Origin of the sequence: Intestinimonas sp. (assembly GCF_026169115.1) — a bacterium.
Classification (GTDB): domain Bacteria; phylum Bacillota; class Clostridia; order Oscillospirales; family Oscillospiraceae; genus Intestinimonas.
The window spans coordinates 1-24,955 of the sequence record NZ_JAPFEA010000089.1 but is presented as its reverse complement, the minus strand read 5'-3'; the positions used below and the strand labels follow the sequence as shown (position 1 = coordinate 24,955).

Below are 24,955 nucleotides of genomic sequence, written 5' to 3'. Positions count from 1 at the left end.
CCTTCTAGGCGGGCGGCAGGGTGCTCTCGTCCTGATCCACCTTGGGGTCGTCGTCATAGGTCACAAAGCCCTCGCCCTTGGCCTTGAGGCGGTTGGTCAGAAGCATCAGATAGCCTACGATGAACGCCACAGAGAAGGCGGTGCACACCAAGCTGATGACGGGGCTGGCCATGGTGGTAGTGCCCAGGTAGGTGGTAGGCGCGATATTCAGAGCGTTGGGCATACCAATCAGGGTGCCGTAGGCTACTGAACCGGCGCCGGCAGACATGGCGGCCAAGGCCACCTTCCGGGACATGTTCAGACGCTTCAGCACCGGCAGGGCAATGGCCAGGATCGCGTACTGGTAAGAGGCCACGCCGGCGGCCATCATCAGGCAAGTGATGACAAAGAGCGCCACGGCGATCCATTTCTCACCAAAAATGCGGATCATATGTACCGCCATAGCGGAACCCAGTCCGCTCTCCATCAGGCAGAAGCCGAAGGCGCCGCCGATGGTGTAGAGCAGGAAGAACTGCTGGAACATGGTGCCCACCGAGGGCAGGAAGCTGGTAAAGATGGCGGTCAGCCCGTCGGCGGTGCAGAGGGAGACCAGCGTGACACAAGCAAAGACCGTCAGGAACAGGTTTACGCCCTTGAAGCTGAAGAAAAAGAACAGGGCGAAAGCGATCACGACCACCACCAGAGAGATCAGGATACTGGGTGACATAGGGTTGCTCCTCTCTTTCCTCTTTTCGCTTTTTCAGCTTAAAGCAGAAATACTTATTCGGTTTTGAAGATCCCGGCAGCGCCCATGCCGCCGGCGATGCACATGGTGACCAGGGCGTACTTGCCGCCGGTGCGATGCAGCTCGGAGATGGCCTTGCAGCTCAGCACTGCGCCGGTAGCGCCCAGAGGATGGCCAAGCGCCATGGCGCCGCCATTGGGGTTGACCTTGGCAGGGTCCATCCCCAATTCCTTGATACAGGGGCTGACCTGTGCGGCAAAGGCCTCGTTGAGCTCAATGATGTCCATATCCTTCACAGTAAGGCCGGTGTACTCCATTACCTTGGGCACGGCATAGATGGGGCCCAGACCCATATAGGCGGGATCCAGGCCGCCCACGCAGAAGCCCAGGAAGGAGGCCAGGGGCTTGATGCCCAGCTCAGCGGCTTTGTCCCGGTTCATAAGCACCAGGAAGGCGGCGCCGTCACTGGTCTGGGAGGAGGTGGCGGCGGTGACCCGGCCGTTCTCCCGGAAGCAGGGCTTCATGGCGCCCATCTTCTCCATGGTGGTGTCCCGGCGGATACCCTGGTCCTTGTCAAAGACAATGGGGTTGCCCTCGGCGTCTACGCCGGGCAGAGGGATAATCTGCTCGTCAAAGTAGCCGGCATCCTGGGCACGGGCGGCCTTCTGGTGGCTCTCCAGAGCCAGGCGGTCCATCTCCTCCCGGGTCACATTGTACTGTTCGGCCACATTCTCAGCAGTCTCACCATTGGATATATACTGGGCGGGATCATGCTCCACCAGCCACGGGTCTTGATCGGCGCTGCGGTCAATGGTCATGGGCAGAGCGGTCATGGACTCGATGCCGCCGGCCACCAGACAGTCAGCTTGCCCGGCCTCGATCTGCCAGGCCGCCAGGGCGATGGCCTGGAGGGAGGAGGAGCAGAAGCGGTCCACCGTGAGTCCACAGGCGGTGTAGGGCAGTCCTGCCCGGGCGGCTACCAGCCGGGCGGGATTCAGGCCCTGCTTGCCCTCAGGGATGGAGCAGCCCAGGATCACATCCTCCACCAGCTTGGGGTCCAGCTGCGGGACTTTTTCCATCACGCCTTTGAGGACCAGACCACCCATATCAATGGGGTGCAGGTCCCGCAGGGCCCCTTTCTTTCCAGACCTGGCTACGGCGGAGCGGCCATAGGCCACTACCACTGTTTTGTTCAGCGGTCTTGCCATATCAATCTTCCTCCATTTCAATCAAATCTGGCGCCACCAGGAGCTTGGGCACAACAGCGGCCTGGATCTCCTCCACGGTATGACCTTTTCGGATCTCAGAGAGGACCAGGCCGTCCTTCGTCACATTGATAACGCATCGGTCTGTGACGATGTGGTCGACGCAGCTCAGCGCGGTAAGCGGCAGGGTACACTCCTCTACGATCTTGGGGGAGCCGCCCCTGGCCACCAGCTCCATCGCCACAATGACCTTCCGGGAACCGTTGCACAGGTCCATAGCGCCACCCATTCCAAAGGCTCGACCGGGCGTGGACCAGTTGGCCAGGTCTCCTCTGGCGGAGACCTGGAGACCGCCCAACACTGTGGCGGCCAACCGACCAGAGCGGATGACGCCACAGGACATGGCCACGTCAAAGGCGCTGGCGCCGGGCACGGGGATAAAGTGTACGCCGCCGGCGTTGACGAAGCGGCTGTTTTCCATCAGCCCCCCCTTCACGGTGGAGCCGATTCCAATGAAGCCGTTTTCGGACTGAAAGAGCACCCCGTCCACAGCATAGCTGCCACACAGGCTGGGGATGCCGATGCCCAGGTTGACCACGTCGCCGGGCTTAAAGTAGGCCGCGGCCCGCTTGGCAATAAAGTTTCTGTTATCCATGCTTCCCCCTCCTTACGCCAGGATCATATCTACAAACATGCCGGGCACCTTGACCTCGTCGGGGCCAATTTCGCCCAGATCGCAGAAGTGATCGCACTCCACGATGGACAGGTCGGCGCAGGTGGCGATGACCGGGTGAGAGGCGTGGCCGGAGCTGCCGCTGTATGTCAGGTTGCCCAGGGGATCGGCCCGGCGGCAGCGGGTAAGCGCCACATCGGCGTGGAGGGCAGTCTCCAGCAGGTAACGCTGTCCGTCCACCTCAATGACCTGCTTGCCCTTCTCCACCACGGTACCGATGCCGGTCTTGGTGAGTACGCCGCCCAGCCCCATGCCGCCGCAGCGGATGCGCTCGATGAAGGTACCCATGGGGATCAGTTCCGCCTTCAGAGTACCGTTCTGGATGCGGGCGTTGGTCAAGGGATTGGTACCCACATGAGTGGTGATCATCCGATCCACCGCCCCCGTCTCAATGAGGCGGCTGATGCCCATGTTGGGGTCGCTGGAATCAATGGAGTAGATCGTCAGATGCCGGGCGCCGCTGTCGATCACACACTGGATCAGCTGGTCGGGCATATACTGGTTGGTCTGGCCGCCGATGGCAATGGTCTGCCCATCCTTGAAGCAGGCGACGATCTGCTCAATGGTACGTACTTTACTCAGTTCCATATCATTCTCCTTTGCGCGATACAGGTCTCAGGAAGCGGGAGAGGACCAGTCCGATGGCCGCCAGCACGGCGGCAGTGACATAGGCGCCGGCATAGCTGCCCCCGCCCATAGTTTTGAAGCTGGTGGCCAGGCTGGGCCCGATCAGGCTGGCCAGGCCGAAAACCAGATACATGACGCCGTAGTTTTCCGTGATATACTTGGCCCCAAACACGCGGGCGGTGAGGGGGGTGAGGATGGAGGCCAGCCCGCCGTAGCAGGATGCTGCGATTCCCATTAGGATCAGCACCGGCAGCTCCGCCCCTGTCAGAGCCAAGCCCGCCATAGACAGAATACACAGCAGGAACACCGCTCCGGCAGTATTCACCAGTCCCAGCTTGTCGGACAGGCTTCCCCACAGGAAACGGCCAGCCATGTTGCAGGCGGAAAATACGCTCACAAAGAGGGCGGCCCGGCTGGAGGTGTAGCTCAGGGTCTGCTGAAGGATAGGAGACGCCTGGCTGATAACGATGACTCCGGCCACCAGGCCGCAGGTAAAGACGATCAGCATCTGGTAAAAGGCTCCGGTGCGCACCATCTGTCCCCGGCGCAGGTCGGTCCCGCTTCCGGCCTCCCCCTGAACGGCGGGAGCCAGTGCCTGCTGGAACCCCTCCGGCGGATCCGAGAGGATGAGCGCGCCAGCCAAAATGACGACGGCAAAGAGGATGCCCAGGATCTGAAAGGCCCGGCTCATCCCCACCCGCTCCATCAGGGCGGTGGCGGCAGGCGCCCACAGGATGGCGCCGGACCCATAGGCCGCCGTACCCAGGCCGGAGGCCATGCCGGAGCGGTCAGGGAACAGCCGCACCACATAGGCCATCATGCTGGGGTAGATAAAACCTACCCCCAGACCGGCAATAACGCCGTAAAACAGGTAGAGCTGCCACAGTTGGCCCATCATGCCGGTGGCGAAGATGCCAACGCCAAAGAGTACGGCCCCCACCATCACACCCATACGGGTGGACAGCCGGCGGATCAGCCCGCCGAAAAAGAGGGGCGCCAAGGTGGAGCACAGCACCGTGATGGTGTAGGCCAGGGCCACACTGGAGTCGACCCAGCCGAAGCGGGTGACGATGGGGTTCTGGAGTACGCTCCAGGCGTAGCCGAAGCCAGCGCACACGCAGATGACCATGGCGGCGGCGAGGCATACCCAGCGCCGCCGGGCAAACGCGGAACAGGCGGGGGTCAGGGTCATAGCCGGCCCCCCTTACAGCTTCCTGTGGAGCTTGAGCAGCTCGATGAGCATCTGGTCCCGGTAGGCGGCACACTCGGCGTTGGTGTGGCCCACGTAGTCAGGGAAGTTGGCCATCTCCTGATCCACACCGGGCTGGGCCACCTCGCTCCAGTTATCGGGCTGATGCGTCCAGGAGGCCATATCCTCCAGCCAGCGGTCGCCGGAGTTGCCCAGCATCTGCACCATGCCGGTGAGTCCGCCGGGGTTGCCCAGCTGCATAATCATGTTGTGGCCGAAAATCGCCCACCGAAGGCCGGGGCCGTACACCAGGGCCTTATCCACATCCTCCACGGAGCACACGCCCCGCATGACCAGATCCTGCACCTCCCGGTAGAGGGCCAGCTGGAGCCGGTTGGCGATAAAGCCGGGGCACTCCTTCCGCAGAAGCACCGCCTCCTTGCCGATGGACTGGTAGAAGTCATAGGCCAGCTGGAGCAGGTCCGAATCGGTCTTGTCTCCGGAGGTGAGCTCCACCAGCGGGATCAGGTGCGGGGGATTGTAGGGGTGGGCCCCCACGCACCGCTCAGGGTGGGCCGCCTTGGCGGTGATGTCGGAAATAAGCAGTCCGGAGGTGGAGCTGGCGTAAATGGCCCCGGCATCGGCGTACTCCTCCACCTGGGCCAGGATGGACTGCTTGATCTCCAGCCGCTCGGGACCGCTCTCCTGAATGAACTGGGCCCGGCCCACCGCCTCCGCCATGGAGGTGGTCAGACGGATGGCTGATACGATCTCCTTACGGCGGTCAGCAGTAATGGCCTTGAACTGCTCCAGGGCGTCCAGGCTCTTGTGCATCTGGGCCTCGCTCTTGGCCAGCTGCTCATCATTGATGTCATACAGGACCACGTCCAGACCACGCATGGCGAACTGAATGGCCCAACTGGAACCGATGACGCCGCCGCCCACGCAGGCGACGCACTTGATGTCTGTTGTGTTCATCTCTCTGCACTCCTTATTTCTCAGCAAAGCGGATGGTATGGCCCGAACCCAGCATGTTCCGCCAGGCGTCGGGATATGGGGCCGCCGGACAGGGTGGAGCCTGCCCGGCGGCTTGGTAAGGTTGGTTTTGTCACGCGCAGTGGTAGCGCTGCTGGGTGGCAGAGCGCACCATCTCATCCCAGCCGGAGAAGTCGGTGCTCTCCCGAACAAAGCTGTCCAGCAGCAGCCGGGAGTATACCAGGATGTCCGCCTTCCAGTTGACGATGACGGCGCTGGAGTAACGGAACCCCTCAAAGCTCTCAAACCGAGTGTTTTCCTGCATGAAGTCGTCGGTAAAAATGTCCTCCAGCAGCTTTATCAGGGCGGGAGCGTCGGGTATGTACTCGTAGCCGGTATCAGTCGCTGTGCTTGCCATAGAATTTCTCAGCCTCTTTCTCAACGTAACCGCGCCAGGCGGGAGCGTCCTCTTCCATACGGTCGCGGATCCAGCCCATCTGCTCAGGCTTACCGGTCATGGCCTCCTTGCGGAGGATGGACATGTACAGGGAGCCCTCTCCGGGGGGGCACCCCTGGAGGAAGAAGGCGTTGGGATGATCCTTCAGATGCTTGCGGGCACAGTTGCCGTGGAGCATGATCTTTTCGTCGGGGGTATCGGGAGACAGGGTGTTCTTGCCGCCGGCCACCACCACCATATCTTTGTTCTCGTCGTAGACGCCGATGGCTTTTAAGGTCTCCATGTTCAGGGTCAGCAGGGCCTGGCAGCTGGAACAGGCTCCCTCACAGTGGACCTCGTACTCCGGCCAGCGGTTGCGGATGTCCTCCAGATAGGGGACCCACATCTTCTTGTAGCAGTCAGCCACCTTGTCGCCCACCACTTCGATGTCATCCCGGTTGGTGGTGCCCAGACCGGCCTCCTGGGCGGTGTGGAAATAGTCCACGCCGTCAGGGTCGATGCCCACCAGCTCGCAGGCAATGCGGTCCAGCGCCACGGGGTCATAGGAGCCCATGATGCAGTCCAGTTCGATGGGCACGGGGGTGTGGGGGGAATAGCCGCTGGCCGCGTGCATCACGTCCATAATGTTGATGTCTGCCCGGCAGGCCCACCACACATCCATCATGGCCATGGTCAGGTTCTGCTGGTGCATCTGAACGTGGACCTGATCCTGCACCACGCCCTTGATGTTCTTCAGCGCGCCGGAGAACACCATGCTGGCGTGGGCCTTCAGGATGGGCAGGTTGATGATATGCTCGGCCTCCAGCAGCAGGCGGGGAAGCTTCACATGGCTGATGTTGGAGCGGTAGCCCCGGACGGCCACATTAATCAGGTCCTTGTCCCGCTTGATGTCAACCAGCTCCACGCCTTCTTCCTCAGCCACCTTGGTGATGCCGCAGGCTTCATAGCACTCAATGGTATCGCAGCCTACGGCGGCGGCTTCAGCGATGACGATGCGCTTCGGATTGGCCTTCTTGACCTCCCAGATCACGGCCCGAACCGTCTCCGGATGGGTGCAGACCGCAAACTCAGGGGGCGCTGCGTGTCCGGCGTTAGGCTTGAGCACCACGGTGGTGCCCGGCTCGATCATTTTGGTGACGCCGCCCATCATGTCAAAAACACGGGTGACATTTTCCTGTACATCCATGCCATGGGCCAGCGCCACAACGGATTTCTTACTCATAGGGGAACCTCCTTTTTGAATCATTTGCCGCTCACTGCTTGTGGGCAGCCATATAGTCTTGGTCGTATTTGTGGTCCTGAATGGCCAAAATCAGAAACAGGGAGATCAGGGCCAGCACCGCGAAAACGATATAGGCCACACTCAGGCTGTTAAACAGCTTTTTGATTAGACCGTTGACTGCAAAATTGAGCATGAAAATAATGTTGGTGAGGGGGAAGACCACGCTGTTGACCTTGGCGTACCCCACCCGGCCGAAAACGGAGCCGGGGATGGAGTTCATCAGGTTGGGGGCAGCGGCGCCCAGGAACCCGATAATCACCAGGGACACCCACACCAGGGGCATCACGCCGCTGACGTTGAGGAGCAGGGCCGCAATGTAGAGCACGCAGGTGAGCACGCCCGCCTTTTTGACGCCCAAGCTCACCACGATCCTGCCGAAAATCACCGATCCGATGATACCGATGACAGCGATGGCGCTCATGACGCCGGTGGCCATGCCCAGCTCCATGCCTACTTCCATGTTGCGGCCCACCAGCTGGGTCATAATGCCCATCTGGACCAGCATCAGCAGGCCGGTGGAGAGGATGCACAGCCATGTCTCCTTGGTGCGCAGCAGCTTGGCGGTAGTCCAGCCGCCGGTATCCATCTCAGGAGGCGCGGCGGAGTAGCTGGCCTTGAACTCGGCTCCGTAACATTGTCGGGATAGAGTCCCCGCTCCTTGGGCGTATCACGCAGCAGGATGGCGCCCAGCACGCCCACCACCACGGCGGCCAGGCCGCAGATGATAGAAGTAAGGGCGATGCCCAGGCTGCCGTTCAGCACCGTGAGCAGGGGCACGAAGAGCATGGTTCCGAAGTTAGAACCCATAGCCACCACGCTCATGGCCTGTCCCTGTTTCTTGGGGAACCACATGGCCACCAAGGTGCCCACTCCTACGAAGGAGCCGGCGCTGAGTCCGCCGCCCACGCAGCACATGGCGATTAGATACATGGGTACGCTCACGGCGTTGCCGGTAGCGATATGCCCCAGACCAGCCAGGATCAAGCATCCGGCAGCCACCTTGGCCGGGCCGATGCGCTGGTTGAACTGGCCGGCAATAATGGCGATGATGACGCCGATAACACCAGCCACGGAATTCATAGTCAGGATAATGCTCTGATCCACATCCAAGCGTGCGGCCACGGCGGGGGCAATGACATTGGTGCCGTCGGCGAAAAATCCGCCGTTGCTGAAGAATACCAGAAGGCCAAAAATCAAAAGTATCCAGCCCCAAAAGCCAAAACCACGTTTCGATTGTTCCATACACTCACATTCCTTTTCCACTCATTCCATTGGCAGGTATGTATCTCCTCCGCCAAACCTTCCTGCCAGGTCTACAAAAGACGGGCTCCTTTGATCGATTTTTAGTATACCCTTTACAAGATTTTTTGAAAAATATATAATGGTTACATCGGTATAAATAAAACATATAAACATTTGGAGGTTAGTTGGCATGGAGCTTTCACAATTACGATATTTCACAGCCGTAGCTCAATTCGGTAATATGTCGAAAGCTGCGGAGGCCATGTTTGTATCCCAGCCAAACTTAAGCACCTCCATTTCCCGCTTGGAAGAAGAGGTCGGCGTTCCTCTATTTGAACGCCGCCGCGGTAAAATCACCCTAAATCAAAGCGGCGCATGTTTTCTCAGTTATGTAGAACAAGCATTGTCCTCGCTGGAAAAAGGCGTTCAGGAAGTGCGCAATCGCAACGGCGTCCAGTCAGATGCTTTGACGATTGCCTGTATGACGGATTGTTCCATCCTGCTCCAGCAATTTTTGGCGGAAAATCCGGATATCATTCTGAAGCAACAGCGCGGCGACCTTCCAAGTGTTACCCAAATGCTAGAGCAGCAAGAGATAAATCTGGCCTTGACTGTTCTTGAGCCTCCCGGTGAAGATCTGGCGTTTGAGCGGCTTTACGAATGTGAATTCGTACTGCTGATTAGCCCAGAACACCCACTGTCCGCCTATGAGAAGATTGACCGGCGGCAACTGCAAGGGGAACATCTGGCCATAGATGGCTCACAAGTAAACCGATTCACCTTCTGCACCGCCGAGGGCAAGTTCGGCCAGACCCCTATCATTGACTACGATGTGCGCCACCTGGATTTGCTTCTTTCTCTGGTTGCCGCCAACCGCTGTATCTCTCCCCTGCCTCTGGTGAATTACAAAGAGCTGCGGCTGCTGGGTAAGGACCAGGGTGTGGTATACCGTCCCTATGAGGGCGGCTCCCCCACAGCCTACTTCGGCATTGCCTACCACAAGCGCCACCCCCCCACTGCCCCCGGAAAGCAGTTTCGTGATTTTGTGCAGTCCTATTTTCAGAATATTGACCGTAAATATGAGGCTCTATTTCAGGAGACGACAGATAACTGACCATGGTTGTTGCCCTGAGCTTTGCCCAGCGCCCCGCATTTTTTGCCGCCTAGTATGATTACCTCTTTCAGATCTGCAGATCTGTTACCAAACAGGAAGCCTGTCCCGGCTGGGACAGGCTTCCTGCTTTCTCACAATTCATTTAGGTCCCATACGTACTCCTCAAGGAAAAATGTGGACACCCTTTCCATGTCCACACTGATGTTTGGGGTAAGTTTTCGTGATTTCATGGAACTGAACGGGGGCATTCCACATAAACGCTCAGGCGGGAGGGCGTCTCATGTAACACCCTACCCTCGAAATCAGCGTTCCTGTGCGGAATGTCTTTCCACTGGTTTGCGCTCAGGCGCCAACTCCAAAAGTTGACGCATGACTTGTCTGATCGGGATGTATGGGGTGAAAATGTCTGTGAACAATTTACACCGAGAGGCCAAAATAAAAACCGCCCCCGGTCCCAGGTATGAACTGAACAGGTCCAGTACGGGGCCAGAGGGCGGTTTGAGTTTCTCTTTGGCAGTTTCTTGCGTTCGTGAGCGTTCGAGTCACTTTGATCCTGAAAATGGCCGGGCGCATCTCCAAAAACATCGCTTTCAGGGAGACGATGCCGTCATTTCAAAAACCGAACTTTTACAGCGTATTTCTGTGCGTTTTCTCTTTAGACACAAAAACGCCGCACTTCCGTGCGGCATTTTTGCTGTGCATCTTTTTTATCAACACATTTTGGCAAGGGGTAACAATCCGAATCCTCTCAGGTTGTCTGCGGTTTTACTTGAGGAGTACCCAATCGGCCTTCTGACCGGCGGCGCATTTGCGCCGTACAAGCGTTTTGCCGCAGGCAAAACCTTGGTGCAGGGGCAATTCACTTGCCCTGAGCATTTTTAATCACCGAAGGGTGGAGCCGCCCTCTGGGCGGCAGAACCCAAAAAAGAAAGACATCTGCTTTCAGCAGATGTCTTTCTTTTTTGGAGCAGGTGAAGGGAATCGAACCCTCGTGTTCAGCTTGGGAAGCTGACGTTCTGCCATTGAACTACACCTGCATATCAAATTGACTTATTTATTATAGCATGTGTGGGTGCGTTTGGCAAGGGGGGATTTTCGGAACTTTCTGCTGGCGGCTTGACATAGTTCACAAATTATTTACATAAAATTTATGCAATATCCACATGATTCTCTTGCTTTTTCTCGTTGCGCCTGCTATACTATGGGTCAGAACGAAAGAAAGGAGGCATGTGCAGTGTATTTGATTTCCGTCAAGCCCCAGGATGTGGACGATCTGATCTTCGGCGGCAGCGAGGAGCGGACCGTCAGCGAGCGGTGATCCCCGCATCTGGAAGACCGCACCGTAAGGTGTGGCTTTTTTGTTGATAGAGAATATTTATCACTGGCAGGTTGGCTTTGGGCGAAGGCGTCCAAAGCCCTTTTGCTATTCAGGGCCGGGCGAGGTCATAGAAAGGGCCCCCGATGCATGGAGCATCGGGGGCCCTGCCTTATAGCTGCACGGAGAGCCGCTGGGTCCGGGAGAGGGCTTGACCGGGGGGGAGGAGCAGGGTGCCGGGCCGGTCCATCAGGTCCCGCCCGGGGCCGATGTAGCCGGTCCAGGGCTCAATGCACACAAAGCCCGGGAGACCGGGCTGGCTCCAAAGCAGGACGTAGGGCCAGCCCTCCACCCACAGCCGCAGAGCCCGCCCCGTGTCCCGCTCCTCCAGCTGGAGCCACTGGGAGTGCAGCCCCGTGAGGCAGATGGTGTCGCCGGTAAAGAGGGCGGGGGAGAGGGGGAGGACGTCGCCGCCGCCGGGGGCCTCGGGACAGGAAAAGCGGATCAGATAGTCCTCTGCCCGCCGGAGCGGGGAAAAGGGACAGCGCAGACCGGTGTGGAAGCCCAGCTGGACCGGCATGGGCGCTGCGGCCTGGTTTACCGCGGTGCAGGTGGTGACCAGGTCGGCCCCCTCCAGGGCGTGGACGGTCTCGAAGGTGAAGGGCCAGGGCCACGCCGGTCCGTCGTACCGCAGCCGGAACCGGAGCCGGTGGGCAGTCTGCTCCACCAGAGTGTGCTCCAGGTCCCGGACCAGGCCGTGCCGGCCTGGGGAGATGGGCTGTCCGCCGTGGGACCAGCCCTCCTCCAGGGCGCCGCACCAGGGGAAACAGACGGGGGCGTGCCAGGGCCAGACCTCCGGCTGGGCGTCCCAGAGACAGGCCGTGCCGTCCGCCCCCTCCAGCGCCCACAGCTCGGCCCCTCGGTCAGACACCGTCACACGGAGGGTGTCGTTTTGGATCTCGTAGAGCATGGCGTACTCCTTTTCAAATATGGGACAACGGCTCCCCCGCGCCTGAGCGCAGGGGAGCCGTTTCCTATTACCGCAGGGAAATAAAGCGGCTGTCGTAGTCGCCCAGCAGGGGCAGACAGTAGTCTTTGAATTCCGGCTGGATGCTAGCGCCGTCGTCGCCGATCCAGTCCAGGGGGAACTTCTTCTCGGCGTTGGCCACCTGCTCCAGGGGAATGAGGATGGTCTTGGAGGTATAGGGGGCCCGGGTGGTCTCAAAGCCCACCATGAAGCCGGTCTTGCCCTCCACGGCGGAGCGGACTGCACAGGCGCCGGCCTCCTCGGCCTCACGCTGGTCCACCTCAGACATGAGGCCCACGCTGACCCGGCCCAGCAGGCCCGGCTTCTCAGAGCGGGACTTGAGGCCGGTCTCCTGCATGATCATGTCGCTGAGGGCCTGGGCGGCGCCGCCGGGGACCTTGTGGCCGAAGCCGTCCACCACGCCGGAGTCGGCCACAGGGGAGCCGTCGGCATAGTGGATGCCCTCGGAGATGGTGACCAGCAGGCCCTTCCCCTTGGCAAATTTCTCCTTGACGGCGGAGAGGAACTTCTCCTTGTCGAAGGCCACCTCGGGGAGATAGACCAGATGCTCGCAGGGCATGAGGTCGGCATAGAGGGCGGAGGCGGCGGTGATCCAGCCGGCGTTGCGGCCCATCATCTCCATCACCACCACATGGATGGGCAGGGCGGAGACGTCCTGGGCCAGTTCCAGGGCGGAGACAGCGGCGTACTTGGCGGCGCTGCCGAAGCCGGGACAGTGGTCGGTGACGTCCAGGTCGTTGTCGATGGTCTTGGGAATACCGATGACCCGCAGCTCATAGCCGGTCTGGACGGAGAGCTGATAGATCTTATTGCAGGTGTCCATGGAGTCGTTGCCGCCATTGTAGAAGAAGTAACGGATGTTGAACTTCTTGAAGCACTCCAGCACGGCGGGGTAGTCGGCGTCGGTGAGCTTCCGGCGGCAGGAGCCCAGGGCGGAGGCGGGGGTCCGGGCCAGCAGGGACAGGTCCTCGTCGGAGAACCTGCCCAGGTCGATGAGATCTCCGGCCAGGATACCCTCAGCGCCGAAACGGGCGCCATAGATGGTCTCGATCTCGCTGTGGGCCTTGGCTTCACGGACAGCGCCCAGCAGGGAGGAGTTGATGACCGGGGTGGGGCCGCCGCCGTGGGCGATGAGCATATTACCTTTCAGCATGCAAAACCCTCCTTACACGTCGCTGAGGTCGTCGTCGGCCATGCAGAGGTGGACGGCACCCAGCTTGAAGGTCTGGGGCAGGGCCAGGATCTTGGGATCGGGGCCCACATACTTCTTCATGGCGTCCTGGAGGGCCTCCTCGAAGGTGGCCCGGGTCTTGAGCCCCATGCCCCGGGCGATGCCGGGCTCCTGTGCGCCCACGATGTAGATGGCGGAGGTGTTCATCTCGGCGATGTGGCCGCAGCTCATCATGGAGAAGCCGTGGAAGGGGTGGAAGGCGTTGCAGAAGCGGTACTTGCGGATGTACTCCTCATTGGTGGCAAAGTACTCGCCGTAGCGGTCCATGTCGGGGAGGACGTTCATGTAGTCGTGCTGGAACAGCTCGTAGAGCTCCCGGAGGTAGGGCCAGCGCTCGTCGTGGAAGTAGCCGTTGCAGATGGAGGAGCAGATGATGACACAGTTTTCCTTCATGACCCGCTTGTGGCGGATGACCTGGGCGGAGAGGGCCTGCATCATCTGGATGGGGTTGGTGCCCATGCCGTTGCCGTAGTGGAAGTTCTGGGGCATGCCGAAGACCATCACGTCATACTTCTCCTTGGCGAAGGGGACGTAGGTGCGCTTGTTGGCCACCTTCCAGGACTCGGGCTGCATCACCTTGGCGTAGCCGGAGTAGATGGCGATCTGGCGGGAGTAGGTGTCCAGCACAGCGTCACAGCAGAAGAAGGGGTGCCCCATCTTCTCCTCCATGTGCATGCCGATCTCGTCAAACTTGGTCCGCATGAGGGAGTGGCCGGACACGGGGGTGAAGTCGTTCCGGTGCATGACCTTGGGCACATGGTGGCTGGCGATGCTCCGCCAGTGGGTGATGCCGGTGGCACAGTGTTTGTAGCCGCCGGAATAGCCGCCGTAGGGGTTGCCCTGGGTGTGGCCGATGAGGATGGGGATGTCGCAGTCGAAGACATACTTGTTCATGAGCACCGGGTCGCCCCGGCCGGTGGTCCCCAGGTCCACCATATGCTCGTAGTCCTCGGAGTCGTGGCTGGTGATCTGGTTGGTCCAGTAAAACTCGTTGAAGAGGTCCTCGCCCAGGATCTGCTTCATCTCGGCCACGGTGGCCCGGGGGTGGAGGCCGTTGGAGAAGAGGAGCAGGATGTCCTTTTTCTCCACGCCGGCGGCGTAGAGCTCGTCCAGGCAGGCCCGGATGGAGACCTTCCGGTGGCTGGTGGGCTGGCAGCCGCCCTTGACGATGTCGGGGATGACGAAGACAGCCGTCTTACCGGGGGCGGCCAGCTCTTTGAGGGCGGGCATACCCATGGGGTGGCGGATGGAGTCCAGGGTGGCGGCGTAGAGGCTGTCCCAGTCCTGGGGCAGGCAGGGGGGATCGGGCACGGTGGTGCCGGGGATGAAGACGTCGGTGTTGTCGGGCAGCTCGGCGCTCATCAGGCCGTGGCCGTATTCAAAATCCAGCTTCATGGGCAGATTCCTCACTTTCCAAGATAGGTCTTGATGATCTCCAGGTACTCGTCGGGGTAGAAGCCGATCTCGCCCTGGAAGCGGGTGAGGGCGATGAGGCCGCCGTCGATCTCATCGATGGAGGCGAGCATCTCGGCGTTGTCCACCTTCAGCCCGCCGCCGTACACCACGGGAAGGCCGCCGGTGCGCTCCTTGACGAAGCGGGCGATCTTGGTGATGTAGGGCTTGTCGGCGGGGGTCTTGCCGGGGCCGATGGACCAGATGGGCTCGTAGGCGATGACCACCTTGGAGGTGTCCACTCCCTCCAGGCCGATGGAGAGCTGATCGCCCAGGACCTGCTCCCAGTGGGCCTGCTCCTCGCTCTTCTCGCCGATGCAGTAGAGGACGTTCAGGCCCTGCCCGATGGCCAGGCGGATCTCCTGGTTGAGGAGACGGTTGACCGCGGCGGTGTCGGTGACCCCGGCCTCGGCCAGGATGCCGGCCTTGTCGTTGCGCTCCTCACAGTGGCCGATGATGGCGGAGGTGCAGCCCATGGCCTTGACGATGGAGGCGGGGCGGTTGGTGGTGAAGGCGCCAAAGTTGCCGCCCACGGCAGTGTCCATGCGGTAGACGCCCTGGGCGCCCACCTGCACGGGGCTGTTCTCGCACCGGGCGGACACAGCCCCCAGGATGTGGGCCTCAGGGAAGTACTGGACGAACTCCACCTGGTTGGGGTCGTAGTGCTTCAGGCCCTCCTGGGTGTGCTCCACAATATACTTGCCCCAGTCGGCCACGGGGGCGATGCGGTTGACGCCGCCGAACTCCACCGGCACGTCAAAGCGTTTCAGATTCAGATACAGGTGCTTCATATCGTCCCCTCCTTATTTCTTGTAGAAGGCGATCATGTCCTCCAGGGACTTCTGCTCCACCAGGGGAGCCCGGCCATAGGAGCCGAAGCCCACGATGAGGGAGCCCACGGCCTCCTTCACGCCGGCCTCCACGCGGCTCATGAGGAGGGCCACGTCGTCGTCGGGCACATTGCCGGTGAGGACGGTGTCCATGATGGGGGGGAAGAAGACGCGGGGGTCGAAGGCGGACTTTTTCTCCTCCAGCAGGGCGTAGACGCCGCCGATGGAGGGGCTCTTCTGGAGCTCGGGCTTCTGGGCGAAGAGCTCCTTCATGTTGCGGGTGACGGCCAGACGGATGTCGGTGTCTACGTTGATCTTGCGGATGCCGCAGGGGATGGCGGCCATGAGCTCATTGACGTCGATGCCGTAGGCGTTCTGGATGTCGCCGCCCAGGGCGTTGATCTCCCGGACGATGTACTGGGGCACGGTGGAGGAGCCGTGGGACACCAGGGCGCAGAAGACGCCCAGGCGGTTGGTGCATTCCTTGATGGCGATGGGGATCTCCCGGCGGAGCTTGGCGTCCTTACCCTTGTTGGCGCCATGCTGAGTGCCGTAGGAGATGGCCAGGGCGTCCACCCCGGTCTTCTGAATAAATTCCACGGCGTCCAGGGGATTGGTATAGGTGGAGGTGGCGGCGAAGACGTGGTCCTCCTGGCCGCCCAGCACGCCCAGCTCGCCCTCTACGGACACGCCCCGGGCGTGGGCATACTTGACCACCTCACGGGTGAGCTCAATGTTCTGCTCCAGGGGGAGGGAGGAGCCGTCGATCATGACGGAGGTGTAACCGCCCTCGATGGCGGCCACGCAGGAGTCAAAGTCCTTGCCGTGGTCCAGGTGGAGGACCACGGGGATGGGGGAGTGCTCGCCGTATTTCTTCACGGCGTTGGCGATGTTGCGGGCGCCCTTCTTCTTGTCCTCTAGGGTGCCGTTTGCAAAGTCCACCCGGCCGCCCATGAAGGCGTTGGCCAGGTCGGCGCCCTGCAAAATGGCGGGGGAGCGGAAGGTCTCGTGCATCTCGATGACGGCCTTGGCCTGGGCCACGGCGTTGACGTTAAAGGCGCCCTGGGCGTAGTTGTACTGCTCAGCGGCTTCCATCAGGGGTCTCAGGGGTACCAGCGGCATAATCATTTCCTCCTTATTCTTGGGCGGCGAACACGCATTGGCCCGCCACATAGGTTGCAGTTACGTTGAGCGCGTCGTCCAGCACCACCAGATCGGCGTCCTTGCCGGGGGCGATGGAGCCCTTCCGGTGGTCCATACCGATGAGGCGGGCGGGGTTGCTGGTGAGCAGGGGGAGAACGGTCTCCACGCCCTCGCCGGTGAATTTCACCAGGTTTTTGAGGGCCTGACCGGTGGTGAGGGTGGAGCCGGCCCGGACGCCGTTCTCGGCCAGCTTGGCGTCGCCGTCCTCCACCACCACGTCGTTGACCCCCAGCTTGTAATGGCCATCGGGGAGACCAGCGGCCTGGATGGAGTCGGTGACGGCTACCACCCTGTCCCAGCCCTTGCAGGAGAGGAGCATTCGGACGGAGCCGGGATGGAGGTGCCGTCCGTCGCAGATGGCCTCGCACATCACCGGGCGCTCCAGCACCGCGCCCATGATGCCGGGCCGGTGCTGGTGGAACAGGCCCATGGCGTTGAAGGTGTGGGTACAGGCGGCGGCTCCGGCGTCGATGGCGGCGCAGGCCGTCTCATAGGTGCAGCCGGAATGGCCGATGGCAACGGTGACAGAGCCGGAGAGCGCGCCGATCATCTCCACCACCCCCTCCACCTCGGGGGAAACGGTCATGTAGCGCACCGCCCCGTCCGCAGCGGCCTGGTACCTGCGGAAGAGGTCGGCGTTGCCCTGTTGCAGCAAATGCTCCGGCATGGCGCCCTTGTACTCCGTGGAGAGGAAGGGGCCCTCCAGGTGGATACCCAAAAGCTGAGCGCCGGTGATGGGGGCGGCCATGGCGGCCCGGGCCTGACCAATGCACCAGAGGGTCTGCGCCTCGGTGTCGGTGAGGATGGAGCACAGCCAGCCGGTGGTGCCGTTTTTGGCAAAGAACCGTCCGATCCTGGCCAGGTCCTCCGTCGTGGCGGCGTTCACGTCTACGCCGTCGCCGCCGTGGGTGTGGAGGTCCAGGAAGCCGGGGACCAGCATCCTGCCCCCCAGGTCCACCACCTGGTCGGCCCTGCCGGAGAAGCCGGCGATGCGGCCATCCTCCACCAGCAGCTCCGTGTCCTGAAAATGGCCGTCCACATAGATCCGGCCATTGGTAAAGCGCGTCCTCTTCATGGCGGACCTCAGAAGGGCTGACCGGCGGCCAGGGTGTTGGTGAAGATGATGGCGTCAGGGTGGTTCTGGAGAAGGCTGGCGGGGAAGTGGGCGGTCACCTCGCCGTAGGCCGCCTGACGGACCACGGAGCGGTGCCACTCCCGGAAGACGCCCAGGCGGACCTTGCGGGCCCCCAGGATCTGCTTGATGCCGATGGTGACGGCCCGGCTGGGCATGGCGTCGATGGCGCCGCAGCGGTCGCCGATGGCGTTGGCGGTGCGGGTCTCGGGGTTGAGGGTGAGGGCACGGGTGCCCTGGGCGGCAAACTCCTCCGCCGTCATGTCCTCCCGGGACTCATTGAAGGCCAGGTGGCCGTTGATGCCGATGCCGCCGAAGGCGATGTCCACGCCGCCCAGCTCCTCGATGAGCCGGTCCACCCTGCCGGGGTCGGCGGGGTCGGGGAAGACCCGCTGCTCGGGGGGCATGAGGAGGTCGGGGTCCACCTGGGTGTAGACGGTGCGGTCCATGAAGCCCCGGAAGGAGAGGGGGCTTTCCTTGTCGATATAGGTGTCATCGTCGTTGAGGTACTCGTCCATATTGATGAACCAGCAGTTTTTCAGGCTGATGCGCTCCCGGTTTACCAGGCGGACGAAGATGGGATACTGGCCCACAGGGCCCACGGGGCAGATGAAGACGGTCTTCTCGCCCTTCTCGTTGTGGGCCTTGATGGTGTTCACCATCTCCAGGGCGATCTCATAAAAGACCTCGCCGGAGTCCCCCAGCTTGACCACGGGGATCTTGGCATTCTTGCCCAGGTCCTGGGCGGAAATGTGATAGTAGTCCATGCGGATCTTCCTTTCTATGGCGGTGTGGGATCAGAACAGATGGGTCACGTTCAGCTCCCGGATGGTGTTGACGATCTCCTTTGTCCGGGTGCAGCCGAACTTATGAAGGAGACTTTTGATCTGGGTCTTGACAGTGACCACCTCCACACAGCGGATGGCGGCGATCTCCTTGACCTTGCGGCCCTCCAGCAGGAGACGGACCAGCTCCCGCTCTGCGGTGGTGAGCTGGGATACGGTGCTGATGAAAAAGAGAAGGGAACGCTCTGAGGTGCGCAGGCGGGAGTATTCCTTCAAAAGCAGATTCTGGATCTTGCCGTCCAGCAGAGCTTGACCGGCGTAGGCGCTGCGGATGTGGCGGAAGAGCTCGGCGTCGTCGCAGCCCTTGACGATGTAATCCACAGCGCCGGCGCCCATGGAGGTGAGGATCATATTGTCGGTCTCATGGGCGGTGAGGAAGAGGACCTTGGCCGCAGGCTTCTGTTCCAGAATACGCTCGGTGGCCCGGATGCCGGCGGTGGTGGTCTCCATCTCGATGTCCATGAGGATGAGGTCGAAGTCCAGGTCCAGGGCCAGGGCCTGAATGGCCTCGCCGGTGGAGGCGCTGCCCACCACGGTCATGTCCTCCTGCTGTTCCAGGGTGTCACACAGGTCCTCGCGGATGAGGTCAAAGTCCTCGGCGACCAAAATACGGATCATGAAATGCGCCTCCTTATGATGCTGTGCTGGTCATAGCGGGGGAGGAGAAGGAAAAAGGAAGCGCCCTCTCCGGCCCGATTCTCCACACGGAGGCTGCCCAGGTGGCTGCGAATGATGGTCTGCACATGGTAGAGCCCCATGCCCCAGTTATAGTTGCTGTTCTTGCTGGAATAGAAGGGCTCACAGATGTGCTTGATGGCGGCACGGGGGATGCCGGTGCCGTGATCCCGGACCTCAAGCACGGTGTAGAGCCGCTCCTGATGGCTGTAAAGGGTGACGGCGCAGTTGGCGCGGTTGGCCAGGAGGTTGGATTCCCAGCCGTTGGTGAGCAGGTTGTAGATGGCCTCGGAGAGGTAGTTTTCGTCGGCCAGGACCTGGATCTGCTCGTCCACCTCCACCAGAAGATTGCCCTCGGGATATTTGTGGTGGAACCGGGCGGCTGAGAGCTGGGCCAGCCGGCCCAGTGAGGTGGGGACCAGCCGCACGGACTTGGCCTTCACCGTGCGGTAGAGCTCCTCCGAGCGGGAGATGAGCTGTTCGTTGTTCTCACACAGACTGGCCGACCAGGCGCGGATTCGATCCAGGTCAGGGGCCTCCTGTTCCAGTTCGGCCCTGATCCGCTTGTGGAGGACCCGGTTGGCCAGCAGCTGGTTTTTGATGCTATGGACAAAGACAGAGGCGCCGGTGCGGGCGATGTCGAATTTCCGCTCCAGGACTACCTCGTCCCGGTCAATGCTCAGGCTGTCCTGGGTGTACCGCACCAGGCTGACCAGGCCCAGGATACCGCAGATGGCGCTGCCCGCTGCCAGAAGCAGGTAGCCCTTTACGCTCAGGGTATACTGGAGATACCCGGCCCCCTTGATCCACAGGTAATCATAGCTGTAAAACTGGTAGACCTGGCCGGGGTCCTGCCCGCAGTAGAGCAGGTAGAGAAAGGAGAGGGCGAGCATACAGACCAGGATCTGCAAAAACTGCCGGCGGCAGAAGTTCATGGTGATGGAGAGGAACTCGTAGACCAGCAGGAAGATGGCGAGAAGGACGTATCCCACCACCCAGAAGTAGGAGAAATAGTAGAGGAGCGCACGGAATCCCTCCCACATAGGGACCAGGAGACGGTAGAGGGCCGGCCAGTAGAGCACCAGCGTGACCACGGGGAGGACCAGGGCCAGGCGGCGGAGAACGGGATTTTTCCGCACGGCGGAGAGCATGGAATAGCTCATGGCCATCTCCAGCAAAAAGAGGGGGAAAAGGTGCCGGCCGATGGCGATGAGATAGCCCAACTGGTCCAGCGTGATAAAACGGTACTGGAGCCAGAGCCGGAACTTGTGGGAGAAGAAGAGGAAGACTTCCAGCTCATCGGAGATCCCACCCTTCTTGGCGATGAGGACCATGATCCCGGCCAAAAACAGGGTCAGACTCAGGCACATGCCGAAGAGCAGCAGGGATTCCCGGTTTTTCTTGGAGACGAGGACCAGCAGAGAGCCGGTCATCAGACCGGCGGAGAGCAGCAGAAGCATCCTTGCTCCCTCCTTCCAATGGTACTGCCTCTATTGTACCGGATGGGACGGCTTGTGTAAATACAGACAGGAAAAAGGGGCGGCGGCGCTTCAGCCGCCGCCCCTTCCGGGCTTGTTCGTCCGGTATGTAGAAGCCTGGCTTAGTAGCTGCCGGCCTCGGTCATGAGCTCCATATCCACATACTCGGAGACAGGGCGCTGCTCCTCGGCGGTGATGGCGCCGGAATTCACCATCATCTCCTGCTGGAGCTGGTAATAGCCCTCCACGGAGCCGTCAGCGATGCCGGCCACCACGTCCTTGCCGGTGAGCCACTCAGCGTCGCCGCGGGCCTGGGGCAGCACGGCGTTCACGTCCAGAGCCAGGTAGTCGGCCACCCACTGGGAGACCTCCTCGTAGTGTTCCTCCTGGGCGGCGTAGTCCATGGCCTTGAAGATGGCCCGCATGAAGCGGACGGCCACGTCCCGGTTGGCCTCCAGGTAGTCGGGCTTGGCGATCCAGCTGGCCAGGGAGATGCTGATGTCGGAGTAGTCCACGTTCTCAGCCAGCTTGGTGGCGTCGGCCATCTCGTCCATGATGGTCAGGCTCTGGGGGGACCAGATGGCGCAGGCGTCCACGCCGCCGGAGAGCATGGCGGTCACCACGGCGGAGGCGTCCATGTCCATGGCCTTGATGTCGCTCATGGTGAGGCCCACGCTGTTGAGGGCGTTGGTGAGGATGGTCTCGCTGGAGGTGCCGGAGGAGTAGGCCACGGTCTTGCCCTTCAGGTCCTCCAGGGTCTTGACGTTGGGGCCGCCGATGACGGCGTCGCCGTTGGAGATGTGGGACAGGCCGATGATGGCGGCATTGCCCTGAACGCAGAGCTTGTGGGCGCCGTCGCCGATGTAGCCGAAGTTGACGGAGCCGCTCTCCATGGCGGCGATGATGTTGGGGCCGGAGTCAAAGCCGGTGAGGGTGACATTGAGGCCCTCCTCGGCGAAATAGCCCTTCTTCTCAGCGGTGATGGCGCTCCACAGGCTGCCGTAGTTGGACATGAAGCCCACGGTGAGGTCCACGGTCTCCACGGGAGTGGTCTCGGGGGCACCGCTCTCGGCAGGGGCGCTGCTCTCAGGGGCGGGGGTGGCGGTGCTGCCGCCGCCGCAGCCGGCCAGGACGCCGCCCAGCATAGTCACGGTCAGGAGCATGGCAAGAAACTTTTTCACGTTTATTCCTCCTATGATTTGATGTAGACAGGGTCAGATCCTTTTATTGCAACGGCAGAGCCGTTCCAATCTTGGTTACTTCCGCACTTCCAGATATTCCTGGTAAACCTGGCTCCAGATCTCGTTTTTGAGTTCCAGGAAGCGGGGGGTCATTTTGGTCTCCTGGTTGCGGGGGTAGGGGATATCGATGTTGATGATGGACTTGATCCGTCCCGGGCGGGCCGACATGATGATGACCTTCTGGGCCAGGATGATGGCCTCCTCCACGTCGTGGGTGATGAAGAAGCAGGTCTTGCGGTCCTTTTCCCAGGTCTCCAGCAGCTCGGTCTGGAGCTGGGTGCGGGTCTGGGCGTCCAGAGCGCCGAAGGGCTCATCCATCAAAAGGACCTCGGGGTCGGCGGCGTAGGCCCGGGCGATGGCGACGCGCTGCTTCATGCCGCCGGAGAGCTCCTTGGGGTAATGGTCGGCGAACTTGACCAGATCCACCTTCTCCAGGTACTTCATGGCCTGTTCCTCGGCCTCTTTGCCTTTGATACCCTTCATCTCCAGGGCGAACATGACGTTCTTCTTCACGGTGAGCCAGGGGAAGAGGGCGTACTGCTGGAAGACCACGCCCCGCTCTGTGCCGGTCCCGGTGACCTTCTTGCCCTTGCAGTAGACGGCGCCGGAGGTGGCGTCGTGGAGGCCGGCGATGATGTTGAGGAGGGTGGATTTGCCGCAGCCGGAGGGACCGACCACGCAGATAAACTCGTTTTCATAGATGTCCAGGTCCACACCGTTGAGGGCCACCATTTCGCCGTTGCGGGTGTTGTATACCTTGCGGACATTATCGATCTTTAAGATCAGATCTCTCTCTTCTCCTGCCATCCTGTCAGCTTCCTTTCCAAGTATTTGATGACGGTCTCCATGGTGATGCCTATGATACCGATGATGATGACGTAAGCCAGCATGGGGGCCGACTCAAAGGTGTTGTTGAGGGAACGGATCCGCATGCCGAGACCGGCCATAGCGCCGGTGGACTCAGCGGCGATCAGCGTGGTGAGGGCCACCGAAGCGCCCAGCCGCACGGCGGTGAGGATGAAGGGCAGGGTGGCGGGGGCGATGACGCGGACGAAGATGTCCCGGTCAGTGGCGCCCAGGACCCGGGCGGCCTTGATGAGGGTCTCATCCACGTTGATAACGCCCTGATAGATGGTCACACACATGATGAGGAAGCAGGCGATGGTGATGACGATGATCTGGGGCCGCCGGCCCACGCCGGCACAGATGACGATCAGGGGCACATAGGCCAGAGGGGGGATGTTGCGGATGAACTGGATCCAGGGCTCCAGAATGTTGCGCACCGGCATGTACCAGGCCATGATGATGGCCACAGGGAGGGCGATGACAAAGCCCAGGGCGTAGCCGGCGAAGACGGAGATCAGACTGCTGCCCAGGTCCGCCCAGAAGACGCCCCGCTGGATCATGGTGAGCAGGCCCTGAGTGGTCACGATGATATTGGGGAAGCCGCGAGAGGTTGCAGGCAGGATCGAGAGGATATACCATGCCACGATTGCTGCCGCAAAGGAAATCAGCAGCCACACCTTTGGGGGGATGCGGCTGGCCAGGGAGGTTTTTTTCTCATTGTCCATCCTTTAGGTCACTCCTTCTTGTCTCAACACACGGCCTGTCTGCCGCGCTCTTGGTGCAATGGGAAAGGGCTGCCGTTCATTATTTCTTATTATAATGGATGTATCTGGTTTGGGAAGTATGATGTTTTATCATACCTTTTTCCGGGCGGGAGGGTGCAGCGGGGAAGGAGGAGGGGGGCGGACATGAAAAGAGCGCCCGCAAAAGCGGGCGCTGTGGGAAAGGACTGTGGTCAGTCGGGGTTGAGCGGCGGGGGAGCGGTGGTGAAGCCGTTGACGGTGAGGTGGGCAATCCGGGCCCCCAGATCGTCGGTGACGTCCACGGCGTAGAGACAGGTGGTGCGCCCCGCCTTCAGGCATTTGGCCTCGGCGACAAGGACCTTGCCCCGGGAGGGGGCGAGGAAGGTGACCGACGCCTGCTGGGTGACAGTGACCTGGGTGCTGTGGCCGTTGGCGGCCACGGCAAAGGCAAAGTCGGCCAGGGTGAAGACGGCGCCCCCCATGGGAACAGAGTTGGCGTTGAGGTGGATGGGGCGGACGGCCATGGAGCAGCGGGCATAGCCGGGCTCGGCGGCGTCGATGGAGATGCCGACGGTGTCAGCAGCAAAGCGGTCGCCGGAGAAGCAGGCGCGGATCTGGTCCAGGGTGGGCATGGAAAGGACTCCTTATTTTAGTGAAGAGTGAATCGTGAAGAGTGAAAAAGTAATGGGCCACTGCACAGCGGGGCGGCGCATTTGCGCCGTACAAGCGTTTTGACCGAAGGCCAAAACCTTGGCGCAGGCGGGCTTCATTTCATCCGAGCATTTTAGTTTCCCGAGGTATCCCCAAAAGATGCAGACCGAAACGGGCCCCACACGGTGGGACGGCGCGTTTGCGCCGTACGAGCGTTTTGGCCGAAGGCTAAAACCTCGGCGCAGGCGGAATTCACTTCCGCCGAGCATGTGCAGTCTCTGAAGGGTGGAGGCGGCTTATGCCGCCGGAACCCAAAAAGAAAGACACGCTAAAGCGTGTCTTTCTTTTTGGAGGCGACACCCAGACTCGAACTGGGGGTGGAGCTTTTGCAGAGCTCTGCCTTACCACTTGGCTATGTCGCCATATGGATAACAGAAGCAATTTCTTGCTTCTGTTATCATTTGCTGGAGCAGGTGACGAGGCTCGAACTCGCTACCTCCACCTTGGCAAGGTGGCGCTCTACCAGATGAGCTACACCTGCAAGTCACAGTCCATGTTATGCAACTGACCTGCATTTGATGCTGGGGAAGAAGGATCTCCCCGGAGGATACCCGAAGTATCCTCCGGGGAAATGCTGGTGCCTCCGGCCGGAATCGAACCAGCGACACGGGGATTTTCAGTCCCCTGCTCTACCAACTGAGCTACAGAGGCAAGTGG

The 24,955-nt window shown here is 61.0% G+C and carries 25 protein-coding genes and 4 tRNA genes; 2 read left to right on the top strand and 27 right to left on the bottom strand.

Translation table 11 applies throughout. The features are described from left to right. Window positions 1-4: 4 nt before the first annotated feature. From Q0Y09_RS08015 to Q0Y09_RS07970, 10 genes are all read right to left on the bottom strand, one after another. Window positions 5-706, bottom strand: coding sequence for a hypothetical protein (locus tag Q0Y09_RS08015; RefSeq protein WP_297720129.1), 702 nt, complete (start codon window positions 704-706; stop codon window positions 5-7). 53 nt (window positions 707-759) lie between these two features. Next, complete coding sequence (locus Q0Y09_RS08010) at window positions 760-1,932, bottom strand: thiolase family protein (protein ID WP_297720127.1); 1,173 nt, start codon at window positions 1,930-1,932, stop codon at window positions 760-762. Between the two features lies 1 nt (window position 1,933). After that, entirely contained in the window at window positions 1,934-2,584 is a 651-nt protein-coding gene (locus Q0Y09_RS08005; protein WP_297720125.1) for a CoA-transferase, read from the bottom strand. A gap of 12 nt (window positions 2,585-2,596) precedes the next feature. After that, window positions 2,597-3,250, bottom strand: a complete 654-nt coding sequence (locus tag Q0Y09_RS08000; RefSeq protein WP_297720123.1) for a CoA transferase subunit A — start codon at window positions 3,248-3,250, stop codon at window positions 2,597-2,599. Between the two features lies 1 nt (window position 3,251). Beyond that, complete coding sequence (locus Q0Y09_RS07995) at window positions 3,252-4,481, bottom strand: OFA family MFS transporter (RefSeq protein ID WP_297720121.1); 1,230 nt, start codon at window positions 4,479-4,481, stop codon at window positions 3,252-3,254. A gap of 12 nt (window positions 4,482-4,493) precedes the next feature. Beyond that, complete coding sequence (locus Q0Y09_RS07990; RefSeq protein ID WP_297720118.1) at window positions 4,494-5,456, bottom strand: 3-hydroxyacyl-CoA dehydrogenase family protein; 963 nt, start codon at window positions 5,454-5,456, stop codon at window positions 4,494-4,496. 130 nt (window positions 5,457-5,586) lie between these two features. Then, on the bottom strand, window positions 5,587-5,871 hold the full coding sequence (locus tag Q0Y09_RS07985; RefSeq protein WP_297720115.1) for a hypothetical protein: 285 nt from the start codon (window positions 5,869-5,871) through the stop codon (window positions 5,587-5,589). After that, window positions 5,852-7,132: a DUF362 domain-containing protein gene (locus Q0Y09_RS07980; RefSeq protein ID WP_297720113.1), complete on the bottom strand. Its 1,281-nt coding sequence runs from the start codon at window positions 7,130-7,132 to the stop codon at window positions 5,852-5,854. The genes Q0Y09_RS07985 and Q0Y09_RS07980 overlap by 20 nt, the downstream gene beginning before the upstream one ends. 31 nt (window positions 7,133-7,163) lie before the next feature. After that, window positions 7,164-7,778: a hypothetical protein gene (locus Q0Y09_RS07975; RefSeq protein ID WP_297720111.1), complete on the bottom strand. Its 615-nt coding sequence runs from the start codon at window positions 7,776-7,778 to the stop codon at window positions 7,164-7,166. After that, window positions 7,697-8,434, bottom strand: coding sequence for an MFS transporter (locus Q0Y09_RS07970; RefSeq protein ID WP_297720109.1), 738 nt, complete (start codon window positions 8,432-8,434; stop codon window positions 7,697-7,699). The genes Q0Y09_RS07975 and Q0Y09_RS07970 overlap by 82 nt, the downstream gene beginning before the upstream one ends. Before the next feature lie 190 nt (window positions 8,435-8,624). On the opposite strand from Q0Y09_RS07970, the gene Q0Y09_RS07965 reads away from it, so the two are divergent. Beyond that, entirely contained in the window at window positions 8,625-9,548 is a 924-nt protein-coding gene (locus Q0Y09_RS07965; protein WP_297720107.1) for a LysR family transcriptional regulator, read from the top strand. A gap of 369 nt (window positions 9,549-9,917) precedes the next feature. Beyond that, window positions 9,918-10,430, top strand: a complete 513-nt coding sequence (locus Q0Y09_RS07960; protein WP_297720104.1) for a hypothetical protein — start codon at window positions 9,918-9,920, stop codon at window positions 10,428-10,430. A gap of 81 nt (window positions 10,431-10,511) precedes the next feature. On the opposite strand, the gene Q0Y09_RS07955 is transcribed toward Q0Y09_RS07960, so the two are convergent. The 17 genes from Q0Y09_RS07955 to Q0Y09_RS07875 form a co-directional block, all read right to left on the bottom strand. Further along, a tRNA-Gly gene (locus tag Q0Y09_RS07955) sits at window positions 10,512-10,585 on the bottom strand. Between the two features lie 450 nt (window positions 10,586-11,035). Then, window positions 11,036-11,833 carry a hypothetical protein gene (locus Q0Y09_RS07950; protein WP_297720102.1) on the bottom strand — a complete coding sequence of 266 codons (798 nt, stop codon included), beginning with the start codon at window positions 11,831-11,833 and terminating at the stop codon, window positions 11,036-11,038. A gap of 67 nt (window positions 11,834-11,900) precedes the next feature. After that, window positions 11,901-13,064, bottom strand: a complete 1,164-nt coding sequence (locus Q0Y09_RS07945) for a 6-phosphofructokinase (RefSeq protein WP_297720100.1) — start codon at window positions 13,062-13,064, stop codon at window positions 11,901-11,903. Between the two features lie 12 nt (window positions 13,065-13,076). After that, a complete protein-coding gene (locus Q0Y09_RS07940) occupies window positions 13,077-14,537 on the bottom strand; it encodes a lactate racemase domain-containing protein (protein WP_297720098.1) in 1,461 nt (486 codons plus the stop codon). An 11-nt stretch (window positions 14,538-14,548) separates the two neighbouring features. Then, complete coding sequence (locus tag Q0Y09_RS07935) at window positions 14,549-15,385, bottom strand: triose-phosphate isomerase family protein (protein ID WP_297720096.1); 837 nt, start codon at window positions 15,383-15,385, stop codon at window positions 14,549-14,551. Between the two features lie 12 nt (window positions 15,386-15,397). Further along, complete coding sequence (locus Q0Y09_RS07930) at window positions 15,398-16,546, bottom strand: class II fructose-bisphosphate aldolase (RefSeq protein ID WP_297720094.1); 1,149 nt, start codon at window positions 16,544-16,546, stop codon at window positions 15,398-15,400. 13 nt (window positions 16,547-16,559) lie between these two features. Then, the gene (gene nagA, locus Q0Y09_RS07925) at window positions 16,560-17,702 is read right to left on the bottom strand and encodes an N-acetylglucosamine-6-phosphate deacetylase (protein ID WP_297720092.1); all 1,143 of its coding nucleotides are present in this window, start codon (window positions 17,700-17,702) and stop codon (window positions 16,560-16,562) included. 8 nt (window positions 17,703-17,710) lie between these two features. Then, complete coding sequence (locus Q0Y09_RS07920; RefSeq protein ID WP_297720090.1) at window positions 17,711-18,526, bottom strand: glucosamine-6-phosphate isomerase; 816 nt, start codon at window positions 18,524-18,526, stop codon at window positions 17,711-17,713. A 30-nt stretch (window positions 18,527-18,556) separates the two neighbouring features. Beyond that, window positions 18,557-19,222 carry a response regulator transcription factor gene (locus tag Q0Y09_RS07915; protein WP_297720088.1) on the bottom strand — a complete coding sequence of 222 codons (666 nt, stop codon included), beginning with the start codon at window positions 19,220-19,222 and terminating at the stop codon, window positions 18,557-18,559. Then, on the bottom strand, window positions 19,219-20,739 hold the full coding sequence (locus tag Q0Y09_RS07910; protein WP_297720086.1) for a HAMP domain-containing sensor histidine kinase: 1,521 nt from the start codon (window positions 20,737-20,739) through the stop codon (window positions 19,219-19,221). Before Q0Y09_RS07910 ends, Q0Y09_RS07915 begins: the two co-directional genes overlap by 4 nt. Window positions 20,740-20,879: 140 nt before the next feature. After that, window positions 20,880-21,938: an ABC transporter substrate-binding protein gene (locus Q0Y09_RS07905; RefSeq protein WP_297720084.1), complete on the bottom strand. Its 1,059-nt coding sequence runs from the start codon at window positions 21,936-21,938 to the stop codon at window positions 20,880-20,882. A gap of 75 nt (window positions 21,939-22,013) precedes the next feature. Further along, the gene (locus tag Q0Y09_RS07900; RefSeq protein WP_297720082.1) at window positions 22,014-22,805 is read right to left on the bottom strand and encodes an ABC transporter ATP-binding protein; all 792 of its coding nucleotides are present in this window, start codon (window positions 22,803-22,805) and stop codon (window positions 22,014-22,016) included. Next, on the bottom strand, window positions 22,781-23,569 hold the full coding sequence (locus Q0Y09_RS07895) for an ABC transporter permease (RefSeq protein ID WP_297720080.1): 789 nt from the start codon (window positions 23,567-23,569) through the stop codon (window positions 22,781-22,783). Before Q0Y09_RS07895 ends, Q0Y09_RS07900 begins: the two co-directional genes overlap by 25 nt. Before the next feature lie 230 nt (window positions 23,570-23,799). Then, window positions 23,800-24,219: a PaaI family thioesterase gene (locus tag Q0Y09_RS07890; protein ID WP_297720078.1), complete on the bottom strand. Its 420-nt coding sequence runs from the start codon at window positions 24,217-24,219 to the stop codon at window positions 23,800-23,802. A 367-nt stretch (window positions 24,220-24,586) separates the two neighbouring features. Then, window positions 24,587-24,660 (bottom strand) — tRNA-Cys (locus Q0Y09_RS07885). Between the two features lie 43 nt (window positions 24,661-24,703). Further along, window positions 24,704-24,779: transfer RNA gene (locus tag Q0Y09_RS07880), tRNA-Gly, on the bottom strand. 94 nt (window positions 24,780-24,873) lie between these two features. Further along, a tRNA-Phe gene (locus tag Q0Y09_RS07875) sits at window positions 24,874-24,949 on the bottom strand. Window positions 24,950-24,955: the final 6 nt, after the last annotated feature.

Excerpts from the sequence above, each read along its gene's own strand:
- Q0Y09_RS08015 (WP_297720129.1), bottom strand. The coding sequence starts at position 706 with ATGTCACCCAGTATCCTGATCTCTCTGGTGGTGGTCGTGATCGCTTTC.
- Q0Y09_RS08010 (WP_297720127.1), bottom strand. The coding sequence starts at position 1,932 with ATGGCAAGACCGCTGAACAAAACAGTGGTAGTGGCCTATGGCCGCTCC.
- Q0Y09_RS08005 (WP_297720125.1), bottom strand. The coding sequence starts at position 2,584 with ATGGATAACAGAAACTTTATTGCCAAGCGGGCCGCGGCCTACTTTAAG.
- Q0Y09_RS08000 (WP_297720123.1), bottom strand. The coding sequence starts at position 3,250 with ATGGAACTGAGTAAAGTACGTACCATTGAGCAGATCGTCGCCTGCTTC.
- Q0Y09_RS07995 (WP_297720121.1), bottom strand. The coding sequence starts at position 4,481 with ATGACCCTGACCCCCGCCTGTTCCGCGTTTGCCCGGCGGCGCTGGGTA.
- Q0Y09_RS07990 (WP_297720118.1), bottom strand. The coding sequence starts at position 5,456 with ATGAACACAACAGACATCAAGTGCGTCGCCTGCGTGGGCGGCGGCGTC.
- Q0Y09_RS07985 (WP_297720115.1), bottom strand. The coding sequence starts at position 5,871 with ATGGCAAGCACAGCGACTGATACCGGCTACGAGTACATACCCGACGCT.
- Q0Y09_RS07980 (WP_297720113.1), bottom strand. The coding sequence starts at position 7,132 with ATGAGTAAGAAATCCGTTGTGGCGCTGGCCCATGGCATGGATGTACAG.
- Q0Y09_RS07975 (WP_297720111.1), bottom strand. The coding sequence starts at position 7,778 with ATGGATACCGGCGGCTGGACTACCGCCAAGCTGCTGCGCACCAAGGAG.
- Q0Y09_RS07970 (WP_297720109.1), bottom strand. The coding sequence starts at position 8,434 with ATGGAACAATCGAAACGTGGTTTTGGCTTTTGGGGCTGGATACTTTTG.
- Q0Y09_RS07965 (WP_297720107.1), top strand. The coding sequence starts at position 8,625 with ATGGAGCTTTCACAATTACGATATTTCACAGCCGTAGCTCAATTCGGT.
- Q0Y09_RS07960 (WP_297720104.1), top strand. The coding sequence starts at position 9,918 with ATGACTTGTCTGATCGGGATGTATGGGGTGAAAATGTCTGTGAACAAT.
- Q0Y09_RS07950 (WP_297720102.1), bottom strand. The coding sequence starts at position 11,833 with ATGCTCTACGAGATCCAAAACGACACCCTCCGTGTGACGGTGTCTGAC.
- Q0Y09_RS07945 (WP_297720100.1), bottom strand. The coding sequence starts at position 13,064 with ATGCTGAAAGGTAATATGCTCATCGCCCACGGCGGCGGCCCCACCCCG.
- Q0Y09_RS07940 (WP_297720098.1), bottom strand. The coding sequence starts at position 14,537 with ATGAAGCTGGATTTTGAATACGGCCACGGCCTGATGAGCGCCGAGCTG.
- Q0Y09_RS07935 (WP_297720096.1), bottom strand. The coding sequence starts at position 15,385 with ATGAAGCACCTGTATCTGAATCTGAAACGCTTTGACGTGCCGGTGGAG.
- Q0Y09_RS07930 (WP_297720094.1), bottom strand. The coding sequence starts at position 16,546 with ATGCCGCTGGTACCCCTGAGACCCCTGATGGAAGCCGCTGAGCAGTAC.
- nagA (WP_297720092.1), bottom strand. The coding sequence starts at position 17,702 with ATGAAGAGGACGCGCTTTACCAATGGCCGGATCTATGTGGACGGCCAT.
- Q0Y09_RS07920 (WP_297720090.1), bottom strand. The coding sequence starts at position 18,526 with ATGGACTACTATCACATTTCCGCCCAGGACCTGGGCAAGAATGCCAAG.
- Q0Y09_RS07915 (WP_297720088.1), bottom strand. The coding sequence starts at position 19,222 with ATGATCCGTATTTTGGTCGCCGAGGACTTTGACCTCATCCGCGAGGAC.
- Q0Y09_RS07910 (WP_297720086.1), bottom strand. The coding sequence starts at position 20,739 with ATGCTTCTGCTGCTCTCCGCCGGTCTGATGACCGGCTCTCTGCTGGTC.
- Q0Y09_RS07900 (WP_297720082.1), bottom strand. The coding sequence starts at position 22,805 with ATGGCAGGAGAAGAGAGAGATCTGATCTTAAAGATCGATAATGTCCGC.
- Q0Y09_RS07895 (WP_297720080.1), bottom strand. The coding sequence starts at position 23,569 with ATGGACAATGAGAAAAAAACCTCCCTGGCCAGCCGCATCCCCCCAAAG.
- Q0Y09_RS07890 (WP_297720078.1), bottom strand. The coding sequence starts at position 24,219 with ATGCCCACCCTGGACCAGATCCGCGCCTGCTTCTCCGGCGACCGCTTT.